At 55.9% G+C, this 16,048-nt stretch carries 10 protein-coding genes and 1 pseudogene; 3 read left to right on the top strand and 8 right to left on the bottom strand.

All coding sequences use genetic code 11. The annotated features are described in order from the left end of the window. Positions 1-161: 161 nt before the first annotated feature. Both porE and FW767_RS01055 read left to right on the top strand, forming a co-directional pair. Entirely contained in the window at positions 162-2,144 is a 1,983-nt protein-coding gene (gene porE, locus FW767_RS01060; RefSeq protein WP_121697963.1) for a PorE family type IX secretion system protein, read from the top strand. A 2-nt stretch (positions 2,145-2,146) separates the two neighbouring features. Beyond that, complete coding sequence (locus FW767_RS01055; protein ID WP_121697964.1) at positions 2,147-3,133, top strand: GSCFA domain-containing protein; 987 nt, start codon at positions 2,147-2,149, stop codon at positions 3,131-3,133. Positions 3,134-3,244: 111 nt separating this feature from the next. Here the strand turns inward: FW767_RS01055 and FW767_RS01050 are convergent, their stop codons facing one another. Continuing rightward, the gene (locus FW767_RS01050) at positions 3,245-4,525 is read right to left on the bottom strand and encodes an O-acetylhomoserine aminocarboxypropyltransferase/cysteine synthase family protein (RefSeq protein ID WP_121697965.1); all 1,281 of its coding nucleotides are present in this window, start codon (positions 4,523-4,525) and stop codon (positions 3,245-3,247) included. 37 nt (positions 4,526-4,562) lie between these two features. Continuing rightward, positions 4,563-6,668 (bottom strand): glycoside hydrolase family 97 protein, encoded by a 2,106-nt coding sequence (locus tag FW767_RS01045; RefSeq protein WP_121697966.1) that lies wholly within the window; start codon positions 6,666-6,668, stop codon positions 4,563-4,565. A gap of 131 nt (positions 6,669-6,799) precedes the next feature. On the opposite strand from FW767_RS01045, the gene FW767_RS01040 reads away from it, so the two are divergent. Further along, the gene (locus FW767_RS01040) at positions 6,800-9,208 is read left to right on the top strand and encodes a glycoside hydrolase family 2 TIM barrel-domain containing protein (protein ID WP_121697967.1); all 2,409 of its coding nucleotides are present in this window, start codon (positions 6,800-6,802) and stop codon (positions 9,206-9,208) included. A gap of 15 nt (positions 9,209-9,223) precedes the next feature. Here FW767_RS01040 and FW767_RS01035 read toward each other — a convergent pair whose 3' ends face one another. From FW767_RS01035 to FW767_RS13085, 6 genes and pseudogenes are all read right to left on the bottom strand, one after another. After that, positions 9,224-10,201 carry a calcium/sodium antiporter gene (locus FW767_RS01035; RefSeq protein ID WP_205523762.1) on the bottom strand — a complete coding sequence of 326 codons (978 nt, stop codon included), beginning with the start codon at positions 10,199-10,201 and terminating at the stop codon, positions 9,224-9,226. A gap of 127 nt (positions 10,202-10,328) precedes the next feature. Continuing rightward, a pseudogene (locus tag FW767_RS01030) lies at positions 10,329-10,664 on the bottom strand (thioredoxin family protein); the annotation flags it as partial. 64 nt (positions 10,665-10,728) lie between these two features. Beyond that, positions 10,729-11,190 (bottom strand): hypothetical protein, encoded by a 462-nt coding sequence (locus tag FW767_RS01025; RefSeq protein ID WP_121697969.1) that lies wholly within the window; start codon positions 11,188-11,190, stop codon positions 10,729-10,731. 19 nt (positions 11,191-11,209) lie between these two features. Then, positions 11,210-11,686 carry a hypothetical protein gene (locus FW767_RS01020; RefSeq protein ID WP_121697970.1) on the bottom strand — a complete coding sequence of 159 codons (477 nt, stop codon included), beginning with the start codon at positions 11,684-11,686 and terminating at the stop codon, positions 11,210-11,212. Between the two features lie 127 nt (positions 11,687-11,813). Further along, positions 11,814-13,700 (bottom strand): hypothetical protein, encoded by a 1,887-nt coding sequence (locus tag FW767_RS01015; RefSeq protein ID WP_121697971.1) that lies wholly within the window; start codon positions 13,698-13,700, stop codon positions 11,814-11,816. After that, entirely contained in the window at positions 13,685-16,015 is a 2,331-nt protein-coding gene (locus FW767_RS13085; protein WP_205523760.1) for a hypothetical protein, read from the bottom strand. Before FW767_RS13085 ends, FW767_RS01015 begins: the two co-directional genes overlap by 16 nt. Between the last annotated feature and the right edge of the window lie 33 nt (positions 16,016-16,048).

Below are 16,048 nucleotides of genomic sequence, written 5' to 3'. Positions count from 1 at the left end.
TGATCCGCGAATACCCGTTATCCTGTCATGTCAGCTGCATTTCTTCTGTCGTGATGCTAAAACAGCCCTTGCCGGTAACGGTGGTTATGCCTTCAGCCGATTTTTACAGTAATCCGGTGATTCAATAAATAGACAGGTAAATCCGTTAATATTGTATGCGCATGTGTGGATCGACATCATTAAGGTTGCTTGCCGGGACACTGCTGATGCTGTCGCTGTTGTGTTCGTGCTCGACCGCGAAGCTATCGGTGGCCGACGGACAGATGGCGCGCGGCGAGTATTACGACGCATCGCGCACCTACCGTAAGATATATAACCGGCTGAAGAAAAAGTCGGAGCGTCCGCTTCGGGGCGAGGTCGCATTCAAGATGGGCCGCTGTTACAGCAGTCTCGGTATGAGCGCGCGTGCTTCGGTCGCCTATCGCAATGCCTTGCGCTACGACTATCCTGATTCTACAACCCTACTTTATCTCGGACGCTCGCTCCATGCCGAGGGCAAATACGCTCTTGCCGCCGATGCTTATTCGTCATATCTTGCATTGTCGCCGGCCGACTCTGTCTGTGCTCTCAACGGACTTGCCGGTTGTCGTCTTGCAGCATCGCTGAAGGAGCATCCTACGCGGTATGTGGTTAGGAATGCCAAGATTTTCAACTCGCGTCGAAGTGAATTCGCTCCGATGTTTCTTGACCGCAGCGGCGATGTTCTGTACTTTACCACCACCAACGAACGGGTCACCGGTACATTGCGTAGCGAGATTACCGGAATGAAAAGGAGCGATCTGTGGATGGCCCGCAAAAACGAGCGCGGTGAGTGGATGCGGGCCGAGCCGGCGGAGGGCGACATAACTACCGCCCACGACGAGGGCATAGTGTCGTTTTCGCCCGACGGCCACACCATGTATCTCACGCGTGCCCGGCGTGAACAGGATGCCGATACCGGAGTGGAGATATGCACGTCGCAGCGTTCCGACGCTCGCTGGAGTGCGCCCGTGCGGCTTGATGTAAGCGCCGATACGCTTTCGAGCTACGGACATCCGGCGGTGTCGCCTGACGGTACATGGCTATACTTCACCTCTGACCGTCCGGGAGGATATGGAGGCAAGGATCTGTGGCGTGTCAGCCTTAAAGAACGTGCGTCGGTGCCTGAAAATCTCGGCGACTTTATAAATACCCCCGGTGACGAGATGTTTCCTTACGTGCGCGATGACAGTGTGCTGTACTTTGCAAGCAACGGTCATGCCGGTCTCGGCGGTCTCGACATATTTCGTGCCGAGATGCAACCGTCGGGCTCTTGGCTCGTGACCAATATGGGTGTGCCTGTAAATTCATCGGCCGACGACTTCGGCATAACATTCGGTTACGGCGAGAGCGGATTCTTCAGCTCCAACCGCGGCGACAGCAGGGGCTACGATCATCTCTACTCGTTTATGCTGCCCGACCTTAAAATAGAGATAGGGGGCATTGTGGAGGACCTTGACGGTTATCCTGTGGACGGTGCGCTGATACGCATAGTCGGTGATGACGGTTCGATCCGCAAGTCACGGAGTAAGCCTGACGGCACATTCTCGTTTCCTCTTCAGCGGGGAGTGAGCTATGTGATGATGGCCGGCGCCGCAGGATATCTCAACGCTAAGCAGGAGTTCATGTCAGGAGTCGAGGAAGAGGACGCCCGCTATGAGGTAAACTTCACGCTCGCATCGATAGACAAGCCCAATGTCATCGACAACATATTCTATGATTTCGATAAAGCCACTTTGCGTCCCGAGTCGCGTGCGGCGCTTGATTCAATGGCGCAGGTGCTCCGTGATAATCCCCGCGTCAGCATAGAACTCTCGGCCCATACTGACCGTAAAGGCACGGAGGCTTATAATATAGACCTTTCTATGCGGAGGGCCCGGTCGGTCATAGACTATCTTGTGGCGGCAGGCATAGACTCTGTGCGCCTTACACCTCACGGTTACGGGAAGTCGCGCCCGAAGACAGTGACGCCACGCCTTGCCAAGGAGTATCCGCAGTTTGCCGAGGGCACTGTGCTTGACGAGGAGTTCATAGAACAGCTGCCTGATGCCGACCGCGAAATTGCCGACCAGATAAACCGTCGTACCGAGTTTAAGGTACTGTCGATCGATTATAATATATACTGAATATGATACAATTTCGTACACCGATAAAGCCTCTGGAGGACTGTCAGGGGCTTGTCAGCCACAGCCGGCCTATAGTGATGCTCGGCTCCTGTTTTACCGAAAATATTGGCTCACGGTTGGAAAACGAGCTGTTTTACACTATCATCAATCCGTCAGGCACTCTGTATAATCCCGCAAGTATAGCATCGGTCCTGCTCGACCTGCTCTACGGCCGCGACTACACCGAGGACGACCTGTTCATGCACGACGGGCTGTGGCACAGCTACTCGCATCATTCGCGCTTCTCGGGCACTGACATCGAGTCGGTGCTTTCGGCCATGAATAGTGCCGCCGCTGAAGCTCGTGAGGCGTTAGCATCAGCTTCGGCACTTATAATAACTTTCGGCACATCTTATATATATCGCTTGAAAGAGGGCAACAGGGTGGTGGCAAACTGCCACAAGATGCCTGCCGGCACCTTTAACCGCGAGATGCTTACGGCCACACAGACCGTAGGACTGTGGAAGAAGATGCTCCGTGAGCTATCGGCCCGCTTCCCGCATATGAAAGTCATCTTCACTGTAAGCCCTATACGTCATCTTGCCGACGGAGCGCATGAGAATCAGGTAAGCAAGGCGGCCCTGCTTCTTGCCGTTGACCGGCTGATTGCAGAGTATCCCGATACGGCGCTGTATTTTCCCTCATATGAGATTATGCTCGACGATCTGCGCGATTACCGTTTTTATACCGCCGATATGGTGCATCCGTCTGACACGGCCGTCGACTACATCTATGACATCTTCAAGCAGTCGTTTATGGACTATACGACACTTGAACTTGCCGTCGAAAGCGCTAAACTCGTCAGGCGGCTACGCCACCGTCCCATGACGCAGTCGCAGCAGCTGCGCGACCGCTTTCTTGCCGATACTGAAAGCGTAAAGGCCTCTCTGCTATCCGCTCATCCATGTGTGGCCAAAGCCCTTGGACGCCTTAAGATAAACCGAACGTAAACAAAGAGCCGCGCCGTTAAAACAGGCGCGGCTCTTGATGTGTTTTGCACCGCTGTAGTTCAGAAGTATATCCCAACTCTTACTTCTGTGAGTATACTTTTGTGATTTATTTTATTTGTCGAGAGCCTGAGCTATATCGGCGATAATGTCATCGGCGTTTTCTATGCCGACAGAGAAGCGTATGAGGTCGGGACGCACACCGGCTTCGAGAAGCTGTTCGTCGGTAAGCTGACGATGGGTGTGGCTTGCGGGATGAAGCACACAGGTGCGGGCGTCGGCCACATGGGTCACTATCGCGGCAAGCCTCAGATTGTCCATGAACCTGATGGCTACGTCGCGCCCTCCTTTCAGGCCGAACGACACAACTCCGCAGGAGCCTTCGGGCATGTATTTACGGGCCAAGGCGTTATATTTGTTATCGGACAGGCCGCAGTAATTGACCCAAGCCACTTTGTCGTTCGTTGACAGGTATTCGGCTACGGCCTGAGCGTTGCGGCAGTGTTGCGGCACACGCAGGTGCAGTGTTTCGAGTCCGAGGTTGAGCAGAAACGCATTCTGGGGCGACTGTATGCTGCCGAGGTCGCGCATGAGCTGGGCGGTGGCTTTGGTTATGTAGGCCATCTTGCCGAAAGCCTTGGTGTAGGTGAGGCCGTGGTATGACTCGTCGGGAGTGCATAGCCCGGGAAATTTGTCGGCATGGGCGTCCCAGTCAAAGTTGCCGCTGTCTACGATAGCGCCGCCCACACTTGTGGCATGACCGTCCATGTACTTTGTCGTGGAGTGGACGACTATGTCGGCGCCCCATTCAAAGGGGCGGCAGTTGATCGGAGTCGGGAAGGTGTTGTCGACAATCAGCGGCACACCGTGGCTGTGGGCTATGCGGGCAAATTTCTCTATATCAAGCACCTCAAGCGAGGGGTTTGATATGGTTTCGCCGAAGAGTGCTTTGGTGTTGGGTCGGAAAGCCGCCGCTATATCCTCTTCCGATGCGTCGGGATTGACAAATGTCACTTCGATGCCGAGCTTCTTCATAGTCACGGCGAAGAGATTGAATGTGCCTCCGTATATGGCCGATGAGCATACGAAGTGATCGCCGGCCTGACATATGTTGAACAGCGCGTAGAAGTTGGCCGCCTGACCGCTGGAGGTAAGCATGGCGCCTACGCCGCCTTCGAGTGCCGCTATCTTTGCGGCCACGGCGTCGTTGGTCGGATTCTGCAGGCGTGTGTAGAAGTAGCCGGTATCCTCCAAGTCGAAGAGGCGAGCCATCTGTTCGCTTGTATCATACTTGAATGTGGTGCTCTGATATATGGGGAGGACACGCGGCTCTCCTTTGCCGGGTGTCCATCCGGCCTGTACGCACAGGGTTTCGGGTTTCAGTTTTGCTGACATAGGTTATGTTTTGTATAATTGTGTGGGTAATAGGCGCTTACAGCGGTTTGACGCTTATCGCATAACCGCCGCCGGGTGCTGCCTTCATTTTGAGTTTTGTTTTGGCCGTAACTTTCTTTTTAGTAATGGTATAGGCTTGCGGATTGTCAAGATAGTGGGCATCGGGGGCGTCGGCATAGATGGTGGCCTCATACTTGCGCCCTTTGTCGAGGAAGTCAAGCACGAGCTCCGATTCATGGCCGTTTTCGGCCGCGGTGCAGCCGATGAACCAGTCGTCGGTACCTTTGGCCTTTCGTGCGGCCACGATGTATTGTCCCGGCTCGGCCTCAAGGTAGCGGCTTTCGTCCCAGTCAACTGCCACATCCTTTATGAACTGAAAGGCATCAAGGAAGCGGTTGTAGACTTCAGGCACGTCTGCGGCCATCTGAAGCGGGCTGTACATGGTCACGTACAGGGCCAGCTGGCGTGCGAGCGTACTGTTGACGTTGCCGGCGCTGTGGGGGTTGACCTTCTTCATGTTCATCTCGAATATGCCGGGAGTGTAGTCCATCGGTCCGCCCTGCAGCCGGGTGAATGGCAGTACCGTGGTGTGCGAGGGCTTGTTGCCCGCAAAGGACTCATACTCCGTGCCTCGGGCCGACTCGTTGCCGATGAGGTTAGGATAGGTGCGGCACAATCCTGTGGGGCGTACCGCCTCATGTGCGTTGACCATGATCTTGTGCTTTGCCGCCTCGGTCACGGCATAGAGGTAGTGGTTGTTCATCCACTGGCCGTAGTGGTGCTCGCCGCGCGGTATGATGTTGCCCACATAGCCGCTCTTGACGGCATTGTAGCCGTACTTGTCCATGAGGTCGTAGGCGGCCTGCATGTGGCGCTCGTAGTTGCGTACCGAGCTTGATGTCTCATGGTGCATCATCAGCTTAACTCCTTTGGAGTGTGCGTAGCGGTTCAGCTCCTCGATGTCAAAGTCGGGATACGGAGTCTGGAAATCAAAGACATAATCTTTCCACTTGCCCGACCAGTCCTCCCAGCCTATATTCCATCCCTCTACGAGCACTTGGTCAAAGCCGTGCTCGGCGGCGAAGTCTATGTACTTCTTTACGTTGTCATTGTTGGCCGGATGCTGTCCGTGAGGTTTTGTCTTGGAGTAGTCGAGACTCTCAAGTTTCACCGACGGCAGGTCAAAGGTGTATGACCATTGCTTTCCGTGGCCTATCATCTCCCACCATACGCCTATGTACTTCACCGGCTTTATCCACGAGGTGTCGGAGTATCGGCACGGTTCGTTGAGGTTGAGTATGAGATTGGACGAAAGCATGTCGCGGGCGTCATCGCTGACCATGACAGTGCGCCACGGTGTCTTGGCCGGCGCCTGAAGATAAGCCATATTGCCCACTGCGTCGGGTGTAAGCCACGACTCGAACACCATGTTCTTGTCATCGAGGTTGAGGTGCATGCACGAGTAGTCCACGAGTGCCGCTTCGTGCAGGTTTATGTACAGGCCGTCGTCGGTCTTCATCTGCAGCGATGTCTGTACTCCTGTAGGGGAGAAAAGAGTCTGCGATACGTTGTCGCATATAGAGGCTTCGAGCAGGGGGCGTATCTCCGAGAGCCGTGACTCCGTGTAGCTGTACTCCTGAGTATCGTAGTCGCCGGCTATCCACCATGCCGTGTGGTCGCCTGTCATGGCAAACTGCGAGTGCTCGGCCTTCACAATGAAGTAAACGAGGTTGTCCTGCAGCGGAAATTCGTATCGGAAACCCATGCCGTCGTCATAGACGCGGAAACGGATGTTCATGTAGCGGTCGGTCGACGGCTGTCGAAGCTCGACGAGAAGCTCGTTGTAGCAGTTGCGTATGTCGCGCGACTCTCCCCATACCGGCTGCCAAGTCTCGTCATATGACGAAGCGGATGTATTGACAATCTCGAAGCCGTTCATGAGGTCATCGCCGTCGGTCAGTTCGATTCCGAGAGCACTCGGCTTGATCACGGCCTTGTCCTTGTATTCCATGGAGTACAAGGGCACTCCGTCTACTACGTTCATGTCTACGGTAATGTTGCCGTCGGGCGATGTGATGTCGGCGGCTGTCATCGACATAGTCGAGGCGACCGCTATGAGCGGAAGGTACAGTAACTTTTTCATATGCACGGTTGTGTATAAATCGGTTGTGATGCAAAAATACACAAATTTATCCGTTTTCAGTGAGTGTATACAGCTATAATTGCGTATTATTTATGTAACTTTGTTTTAATTACAAATATAATCCGATCATTATGTACCGATTTATTGCTTTGGCGGCTGTGTTGCTGTCGTTTGTTATTTCATCGCAAGGGGCTTATCTTACCAACCGCTCTCTTGATGAGGGCTGGAGATTCTCGCTTGACGCAGATTCAACCGCTCTCGCTCCCGGCTATGACGACTCGTCGTGGCGCATTGTCGACCTGCCGCATGACTGGAGCGTTGAGGGCGACTTCGACCGCAATGCTCCGGCCGGCAACGACGGCGGCTATCTGCCTACAGGCATAGGTTGGTACCGCCATGGTTTTGACTACAAGCCTGATGAGGAGTGCGACCGTGTGCTTCTGTATTTCGAAGGGGTCTACATGAACTCCGAGGTGTGGGTCAACGGACACCGTGCCGGCGGCCGCCCCTACGGATACTCGCCGTTTTACATAGACATAGCGCCCTACCTGAAGCCGGGTCCAGACAACGTCATAGCCGTCAAGGTCGATAATTCGGCGCAGAAAAACTGCCGTTGGTACTCCGGTTCGGGCATATACCGCAGCGTGTACTATACGCAGGCTCCGAGAGTGGAGATAATACCGGAGTCGATGGTCATCACCACTCCTGTGGTAACGGCCGACAGCGCACGCGTCGACGTAAGGATGCTTGTCGAGAACCGCACCGACACCGTGGCCTCGCTCAAAGCCTCGTTCAGCTCGCTGTGCCGCCATCGCGACATGCCCACGATTGAAAAGAGCTTCACCGCAGCGCCCCGCGACACCACCGAGGTCAGAGTGTCGTTTACCGTCGATGACCCCGCGCTGTGGTCGCCCGACTCGCCGACGATTTACCTTATGTTGACCTATTTAAGCCAAAACGATAATGATATAGACGTGAGCCATAGCATTTACGGGCTACGCCGGTTTGAGTACTCGGCCGACAAGGGACTCCTGCTTAACGGAAAGCCCATAGTGCTGTCGGGCGCATGCGTGCACCATGACAACGGCATACTCGGAGCGCGCAGCTACAGTGGCGCCGAAATACGCAAGGCGCGCCTGCTCAAAGAGGCAGGATTCAACGCCGTGCGCACGAGCCACAATCCTCCCGCCGCAGCTTTTCTCGACGCATGCGACGCTCTGGGACTCATAGTGATCGACGAGGCATTTGACGGATGGCGCTCGTCGAAGACCGCCCATGATTACGCTGAGCTTTTCGACGAGTGGGCTGTCGAGGATGTGAAGGCAATGGTGATGCGCGACCGCAATCATCCGTCCATACTGGCATGGAGCATAGGCAACGAGATCATAGAGCGCAAGTCGCCCGAGGCGGTCAGGACCGCACGGCTGCTTGCCGAGACCTGCCGCAAGTATGACCCGACACGCCCGGTGACGTCGGCGCTCGCATCATGGGACAGCGACTGGGAAATCTATGACCCGCTGGCCGCCGAACATGACATAGTGGGCTACAACTATATGATACATAAGTCGGAGAGCGACCATGAACGTGTGCCGTCGCGCGTCATGTGGCAGACGGAGTCTTATCCGCGCGACGCCTTCTCCAATTGGGTCAAGGTCAACGACAATCCTTACATAATAGGTGACTTCGTGTGGACAGGCATAGACTATCTCGGGGAGTCGGGCATAGGACGATATTTTTATGAAGGGCAGACCGAGGGCGAGCACTTCGAGCGCGACCAATGGCCGTGGCATGGCTCGTACTGCGGCGACATCGACCTCATCGGTACCCGCAAGCCTGTGTCGCACTACCGTCAGGCGCTTTACGACACAGACTCCGCAAGAGTATACATAGCCGTGCGTGAGCCTGACGGCTACCGCGGCAAGATAAAGGAGACTATGTGGGGTGTGTATCCTACTTGGGAGTCATGGACATGGCCGGGACACGAGGGCAAGCCGGTGGATATAGAGGTCGTGTCGCGTTGTGACAAAGTGAGGCTGTATGTCAATGGCCAAGCGGCGGGCGAGGCTGCCATGAACCGCGACAATGGCTACCGGGCCGTGTTCAAGGTGCCATACGAGCCGGGAAGCATAAGGGCCGTGGGGCTGGATGCCGCCGGCAAGGAGACCGATGTGGTGTCAGACACCCTGCATACTGCCGGAGAACCCTTCGCCATAAGGCTTACGCTCGACCGCACCGGGCTAAAGTACAAAGATGTGGCCTACGTGCTCGCCGAGATAGTCGATGCCCGGGGTAATGTCGTGCCCGATGCGTCCAACCGCCTTACGTTTGAAGTCAACGAGGCCGGACACATACTCGCTACCGGAAGCGCCGACATGACGAGCGGTCATGTGTATACCGACAATGTGTGCGATGCTTGGAAAGGGCGTGCACTGTGCGTGCTGAATTCGGGTACGGGCGCCGGTGACATAGCACTTCGCGTAACATCGCCGGGACTTACCGACGCCACGGCCACTATCAAGACAATCATAACGGTCCGCTGACGCCACGGCCGGCGTTCAGGCCGTGTGGGCCAGCAACCACGCCACATAGCCTACGTAGCACAGTGTCAGCACCGCGCCCTCGGCGCGTGTGATGGTGCGCTTACGGAAAAACCAGCCAAACACCCAGAAGAGCAGACTCGCGCCGGTGAGCGTGAGCAGGTCCGCGTTGCCTATGGAGCCGAACGGCAGCGGCCTTATCGTGGCCGTGCAGCCGAGTACGAGAAATATATTGAAGATATTGCTGCCTATGACGTTGCCAAGCGCTATGCCTGTCTTGCCCTTTAGCGCCGCGGTGACGGAGGTGGCAAGTTCGGGAAGCGATGTGCCCGCGGCCACGATGGTAAGACCTATCACGGCATCGCTGACGCCAAGCCCGGCAGCTATGCCGGAGGCTCCTGCCACGAAGCGGTCGCCTCCGTATATAAGTCCCGCGAGGCCTCCTATGACCCAAAGCGTCGATTTCCACACGGGCATGGCCGTTGTCGTAGGGTTGTCTACAGCCTCATTGCCCGTGGCTCCTGCCGAAGTGGCCTGCGAGAAGGTGTATCGCATGAATATGGTGAAAAACAAGAGCAGCAGTATGCCGTCGGCACGAGTCACGACAGGAGCCGCGTCTGCATCAAGCAGAGGGGTGTTGCCGATGACCAGCAGCACGAGTGATGAAAGTATCACGAGCGGTATCTCGTTGGTCATTATGCTTCGTTGTATCTTTATCGGTACCACCATGGCCGTGACGCCGATTATGACGAGTATGTTGAATATGTTGCTTCCGACCACATTGCCTATGGCAAGTTCGGCGCTTCCATGAAATGCCGACACCATGCTGATGACAAGCTCCGGTGCGGAGGTGCCGAAGGCCACTACGGTGAGTCCTATGACGAGGTCCGATACTCCCCAGCGTCGTGCTATGGCTGAAGCGCCGTCGGTAAGAGCGTTGGCGCCGACCAAAATCAGCACCAATCCCAAGATTAAAAATATAATGTCGAGCAGCATAATAATTAAGATGTTACCATTAAATGTTTTCGGCTGCGCAAAGGTAATAAAAAATAGGCTAATCGGACTAATCAGCCTATTTAACCGGCGTTATATACGCCGCGGTATCCAATAAATGACGCAGGAGTCAGATGTATGACTCTACCTGATGCAACAGTGTGTCTACATCCGTCTCACCGGCATGACGCCATACTTCGCGACCGTCTTTGTATATGATGAGCGTCGGTATGGTATCAACCTCTTGCTGACTTGCGAGAGATTTGTTTTCGTCGATGTCAAACTGATGTACCTGCGCTTTACCGTCAAGCTGCTTTTTTACTTGCTCGATCACGGGCATCATGCGGCGGCAGTGGGGGCACCACGATGCGTAAAACTCGACGAGTACCACGTCGTTTCCGTTGATAATTTCGTTGTAGTCCATAATATATACATTAATTTGGTTATCGTAAAGTGAAAACGCCGACGGGCATTTATGGTTGACTGACTGCGGTTATTTTAACGTCCATTAAAATTTATGGTTTCGCGGGTCACCGATGAGGATTTATGCGTATGACCGCCGGAGTGGAGCATAGCATGTTGAGTGCGGCTACGGCCGACAGAGCCGTGGCGCGGTATCGCTGCGACATGGTGTCGTCGATGCCGAGGCAACATGTGTGCATGGCATATGCCACTACCGCATCGCGCAGGGTATGGCGCAGCAGGTCGAGTTTGCGCCGGGCCGTATCGGTGTTTACCTTCAGCGTCAGGTTTATGCCGTGGTCGTCGTTCAGGTCTATGTCGGCTATGAGAGGCAGCATATTCAGTGATGTGAATATGAACGCGCTTTTCAAGGCAGGAACGAGAGCCTGCTCGTTGTCGGGCACAATCATAGGGGGAAGCGGCTTGTCTTCGGGTGAAAGATAGCTGTGCAATGCCGAGGCCGCATATATGTCACGGGCCATGTCGGAGTAGTCGAGCACTATTGCTACTTCCTGATGTGATGAATTCATGATGGTTATGGCTTTACTGTTAATGTTTTATGTTGTGACGAAATCTACGGCGTGTGCTGCGGATGACCAGAGCCGGGGACAAGAGCGTGGTAAGGGCGCATGTGCGGCGGCGAAGATGGGTGCGCAGGATTTTGGCTCCGCACTCCGGTGATATGAAGAATGAGCCAGCCGGCTCGAAAGCGGCCACATGTATGACGGCATCGCGAAGCGACTCTCCCTTACGGCGCTTCATTCGTGTCATGACTTTGCGGTAAAATTCGGCCCATTTCATCTGTGTCGTGCCCGTACCTTTTATGCCGCCGTTACGCCTTATGGCGAGAACGATCCTGTATGCGTAGTCAGGTTCGACATAGTAAGAGGGAGCCTGACTACGCGACACGGCAATCGACAGAGCCAGCAGCGAGTCAAATTGCCTGTCAGGATTCTGTTTAAGTACCGATTGACATGCTTCTAAAAAATCGTGGTCGCGGGTACTGTAAAAAATGTGTGTTCTCATTGTATCGATAAATATTTGTGGTTAAAATACAATGCAAATATACAACATAGTATGGGCGTAATACAAGCACACGACTGTTAAATATGGTTAACGGAGGAGTTAAGAGTCTGTTGTGAGGAGCTTATGGTCAAAAACGGAATTTGCGGCGGAAGCGTGTATGCTCCACAATGGCCGGCGGATATTGTGAGGCAGCATAGAGGGCTATGGCTCTTGTCATGAGTATGTCGTCGTGATATCCGGCTTTAGCTCCGAAGCGTCCCGACGGGTCGCTCTCGTATACGGCGAGCTCGTCGCAGGCGTCAAAGTCACGTTCGATGTAGCCGTCATCCCTGACCATGGCTATAAGATGGTTTATAATCATGGCCTTTGTGGCCCGGTTGGTGTGAAAGCCCACCCGTGTCTCATAGCCTGTGCTCACGGAGTCGGTTATACGCCGCCTATACAGATTGCGGTACACGTGGTTCAGCTCGGAGAGCACGTACAGGCCGTGTTCGCCTCCCGTAGATGATGATTCAAGCGAGTTGCTCTCGATGACGAGCAGGGCCTCGCAATACCACTGGGCTATGGACGCTGCGGTCCATGCCACTATGTCGTGGTCGCCATGGCCTCGCCATTGAGCCGCTATCTCGGGGGTGCCTTCAGTGCCGAGCGCGTCAAGTACCGATATGACAGTGTAGTCGCTGCCTTCTGAGCGTCCGCCTATGTCGACAGCCGCCACATAACGGTTCCGGCATGCCGGCGACTTTTCCGGAAACCGCCATACTTTCAGCAAGCCGTTGGGGTCATCGCGGAAGCCGTCGATATTCAGTGCGCCGTAGCCTTTGGCAGATTGTGCAACGAGTCTTCCTACAGCCGCGGGCGGTATACACGATCCGCGCATGCGCTCCACCTGACCGAGAGTGAACACACCTTGACCGGTATTGGCAAAGGCCTCTATATCGTCGGTAGGAAACTCAGCGGCCATAAGTGCCGCCGTAGGATACTCGCGTCGTTTGTCTTTGTACCAAGCTATCTGCTCGAGCGTGCATCCGCGCTCCCAAAGTGACTTTTCATATGAGTCGAGCGACATCCATAACTTGCCGTAGTCATTGACGGCGGCAGAGTAAATGTCTATCTCATACCACGGCACGAAGATGGCTGTCTTGTCGCTCTCGCCACGTTTGGAACGCAACCACTCGGAGTGAAAGTAATTGCCCACGCCGTTGGCTGTGCTTTCGAGCACCACAAGGCTCTCCGGCACTCTCGCTATGCCGGCACAGATGGCTCTTACGAAGCCTTCGGGAGTGCGTGATGGGGTATCGGCCCAGAATGCCACTTCGCTCAGGTGGGCCATGGCCACATCAGCACCTCGCACCGACTCCTGACGCTCGCTCGACGCCACTGTCACGCGGCAGTCGCGTCCACGTATGAGACGGGTGTTGATAGAGCGTTCGAAGGCAGTGAAGCCCGGCTGCTGCTCCTCGTCCCAGAACTCGGGGGGATAGGCGTCGAGCATCTTGGAGTATATGCCTCTTATCGTGGCTGCCACGTCCTTGACATGAGCACAGATGAGAGAGTGCCAGTTGCGTGCGCGGCAGCACTGAATCCACGCCATATACATCTGTACGAGCGTAGAGCCTCCCCACTGCCGGGCTTTCAGCATTATAACCCTTACGGGGAGTCCCGCGCAACGTTGCTCCTCAAGCAGAGCCACCACGCGCCGCTGCGGGCGGTTGAGCATGAATTTAACGTCGCGTCCCGTCAGCTTGTCCTTTACGGTGACGCATGCGGCCGCCCAGTACTCGAAGTCATGGCGCACCCGCAGCAGCCTCCATAGCCGCTCGTCGCGTGAGGCGGCTTCTATGTCGGCATCGTCGAGCATGGACTGCGGCACCCACACCGTTTCGCCGCCGGGTGAAAGAGTCTTCACTCTCCTGCCGCAGCAGCCTGTGCCTGACAACTGGTCATAGGGAGCAGAAAGGAGTGTGTTGCGGCGGGTGTTTTCATCGATTATGTGTGTCAGTGACCGGTCCATGATAAAAGTGTCAATATGATTTCTTCAAGTTGCATAGACTCGTCGGCACTGCCCGATAGCCGCAGGGTGACACTCCTCACAGGCCGGGTGACTATGCGGGCACGGAGCGGGGCGTGCACTGCCTCGGCAGCATTAAGTGCGTTTATGAGGGCCGGGCGTCGAGAACCGTTGTCGCTCTCGACTGCGGCGCGCAGACGGCAGTCATCGGCCCTCACACGCCATGTGACCGCTCCGACAGAGCGAGGCCTCTGTCCGGGCAGGGCAAACGTTGTCGCGTAGCTGACCGTGCGGGAGCCGTCGTGGTACCGTACACACCTGTCGCTGTCAAGCACAAGCCAGCGGCCGTCGGGCATAAGACACCACAATTCCTGCAGTCCGGGCCGGTAGACAAGATGTCGAGCCCTGCACCGCGACATAAGTGCGGCTGTCTTGGATGCGGTTATGCGCAGCAGTGTGTCGTCAAGGGCCGAGGCATATACTCCGTCGGGTGTCACGGCCACTTTCCGGGCGTCACCGACTCCCCGCCGGTCGATGATGTGGGCCGATGACAGAGTGCGCGAGGCGTTGACCGAGAGTGCGTAGATGCCGTTGACTGAAAAGACATAAAGATGGCGCCGTGCAAAGTCCCATGCGCTTGACGACTTGGCGGCCGGAGTGACAGCCGTGATGCGCCCGCATGTTATTTCGGCCGTTGAGTCGATGTCGACGGGCGATGAGGGCGAGGCCGCGAGCACTGTGCCGGCAAGCCGCGGCGGATGTCCTGCAGAGAGGGGCGCGAGGGGTTCTTCGCAGGGCTCAAGGTCCATATGGGCGCAGTTGTCGGAAAGATGACAGGCCATGCGCCGGCACGGTGAAGGCGACAGCGGTATGTCGATGTGGCGGTGAGTGCCGTCGGCATAGCTTACTCCGAGCTCCATTCTTATTGCCGCCGGATGCGGATAGGCTGTCAGAGGGCTGAGCCGGAGTGGTGCGTTGCCGCTTCCGGAGTGTATGGACGATACAATCTCCTCGGTACCGTCGTCATGACGCAGTGTCACTCTTGTCACGGATGTCCATGCCATGGCTGGTATGCTTTTTACGGCCCTGACGAGAGGTGACTGCGGGAGTGCCCTTACAGGTGTTATGTCGGCCCACACAAGCATGTCGCCGGTGACGAGTGCCGTGCGGGCCGCGAACGAATGGGGCGCTTCAACGGCGCCCTTGAGTGGCGGATACATACCGGGGTCTTTACGCATGACTGAGGCGAGACCGGCACCGGTGTCATAATTCATAAAGGCGAGTCTGCGCGCGGCTTCCGGCATAACCGGCACACCGCCCGTAAACGGATCGCTTATACGGGCTATGCACCGGCATGCGGTTTCGAGCCTGTCGATGACCGGCAGTGTTGCGAGTGCGGGAGTGTGTTTCAGCGGCAGGGTGGCGGTGACCGTGCCGTACGAGCCATCGGCGTCACCGAAGTCGAATGACGCGTCAGCACCGGCATCGACGACAGCCAGTGCCGGTGATACATACACCTCGACAGCAGCCGCCTTACGGGCCCAAGAGGAGTCGGGCACTGCGGCTATACGCATAGCTATCGAGAAGGCTCTGACGCTTACCTGACCGGCAAGGACATGGGTATAGCCGCCATCGCCTGAGGAGAGTTTTATAACCGCCCGGGGAGGGCGGTATTCTTCGGCAGGAGCAAGCATTACCGGCGACGAACGGTGAAGTGTATTGCCTGAGGCATCGGTTATGCGGTACCATACAAGCACGGGTGCCGTAAAGCAACCGGCCGACGAAGCTTTGACAGCCGCCCTGTTATATGCCGAATAGAGCGCAAAGGTTATGCGCCGGCTGTCGGTGGCGGAGAGTGTGCCCGGCCAGCGTTCCACGGGCCGGTCGAGCCGGCACGCCGGAGCTATGACATGATACTCGCCGGCATCGGCGGCTTCTATGACCACAGGAGGAAACTCCGGTTTCGTACCGAGTGCGGTGAAACTGTCGGCAGCCTCGTTGTAATCGACATGCCACGGTCCTGCATCGGTCATGAACAGGATTGAGCGTGCTGTGACTGCCGCACACCTGAAGTCGGCGGGCAGAGTACCCAATAATGTGTCGGAGCCGCCGCGCGATACGACGACTTCACGGTCATTAATGGTAAATACCGACCGGGAGCCGTCGGTATGCGTATACTCGGCCGCCACATCGCTTGCCGGCGGGGAGTCCATGGCTGGTACAAGACGACCGTTGCGGTTGCGCATGTTTATCACGATGGTCGAGGAGTCACCTGCTTCAGGCAGAGCGGGTGTTATCGAAATGTCGGTGTTTTTCATTTGCTGATTGCGGTTGGTTATGCCGCAAAGTTA

Origin of the sequence: Heminiphilus faecis (assembly GCF_008728965.1) — a bacterium.
In the GTDB taxonomy this organism is placed as follows: domain Bacteria; phylum Bacteroidota; class Bacteroidia; order Bacteroidales; family Muribaculaceae; genus Muribaculum; species Muribaculum faecis.
This window is presented reverse-complemented; position numbering and strand designations above follow the sequence as displayed.

What these genes read in the sequence shown, in the direction of transcription:
- porE (WP_121697963.1), top strand. Translation starts at nt 162, where the DNA reads ATGTGTGGATCGACATCATTAAGGTTGCTTGCCGGGACACTGCTGATG.
- FW767_RS01055 (WP_121697964.1), top strand. Translation starts at nt 2,147, where the DNA reads ATGATACAATTTCGTACACCGATAAAGCCTCTGGAGGACTGTCAGGGG.
- FW767_RS01050 (WP_121697965.1), bottom strand. Translation starts at nt 4,525, where the DNA reads ATGTCAGCAAAACTGAAACCCGAAACCCTGTGCGTACAGGCCGGATGG.
- FW767_RS01045 (WP_121697966.1), bottom strand. Translation starts at nt 6,668, where the DNA reads ATGAAAAAGTTACTGTACCTTCCGCTCATAGCGGTCGCCTCGACTATG.
- FW767_RS01040 (WP_121697967.1), top strand. Translation starts at nt 6,800, where the DNA reads ATGTACCGATTTATTGCTTTGGCGGCTGTGTTGCTGTCGTTTGTTATT.
- FW767_RS01035 (WP_205523762.1), bottom strand. Translation starts at nt 10,201, where the DNA reads ATGCTGCTCGACATTATATTTTTAATCTTGGGATTGGTGCTGATTTTG.
- FW767_RS01025 (WP_121697969.1), bottom strand. Translation starts at nt 11,190, where the DNA reads ATGAATTCATCACATCAGGAAGTAGCAATAGTGCTCGACTACTCCGAC.
- FW767_RS01020 (WP_121697970.1), bottom strand. Translation starts at nt 11,686, where the DNA reads ATGAGAACACACATTTTTTACAGTACCCGCGACCACGATTTTTTAGAA.
- FW767_RS01015 (WP_121697971.1), bottom strand. Translation starts at nt 13,700, where the DNA reads ATGGACCGGTCACTGACACACATAATCGATGAAAACACCCGCCGCAAC.
- FW767_RS13085 (WP_205523760.1), bottom strand. Translation starts at nt 16,015, where the DNA reads ATGAAAAACACCGACATTTCGATAACACCCGCTCTGCCTGAAGCAGGT.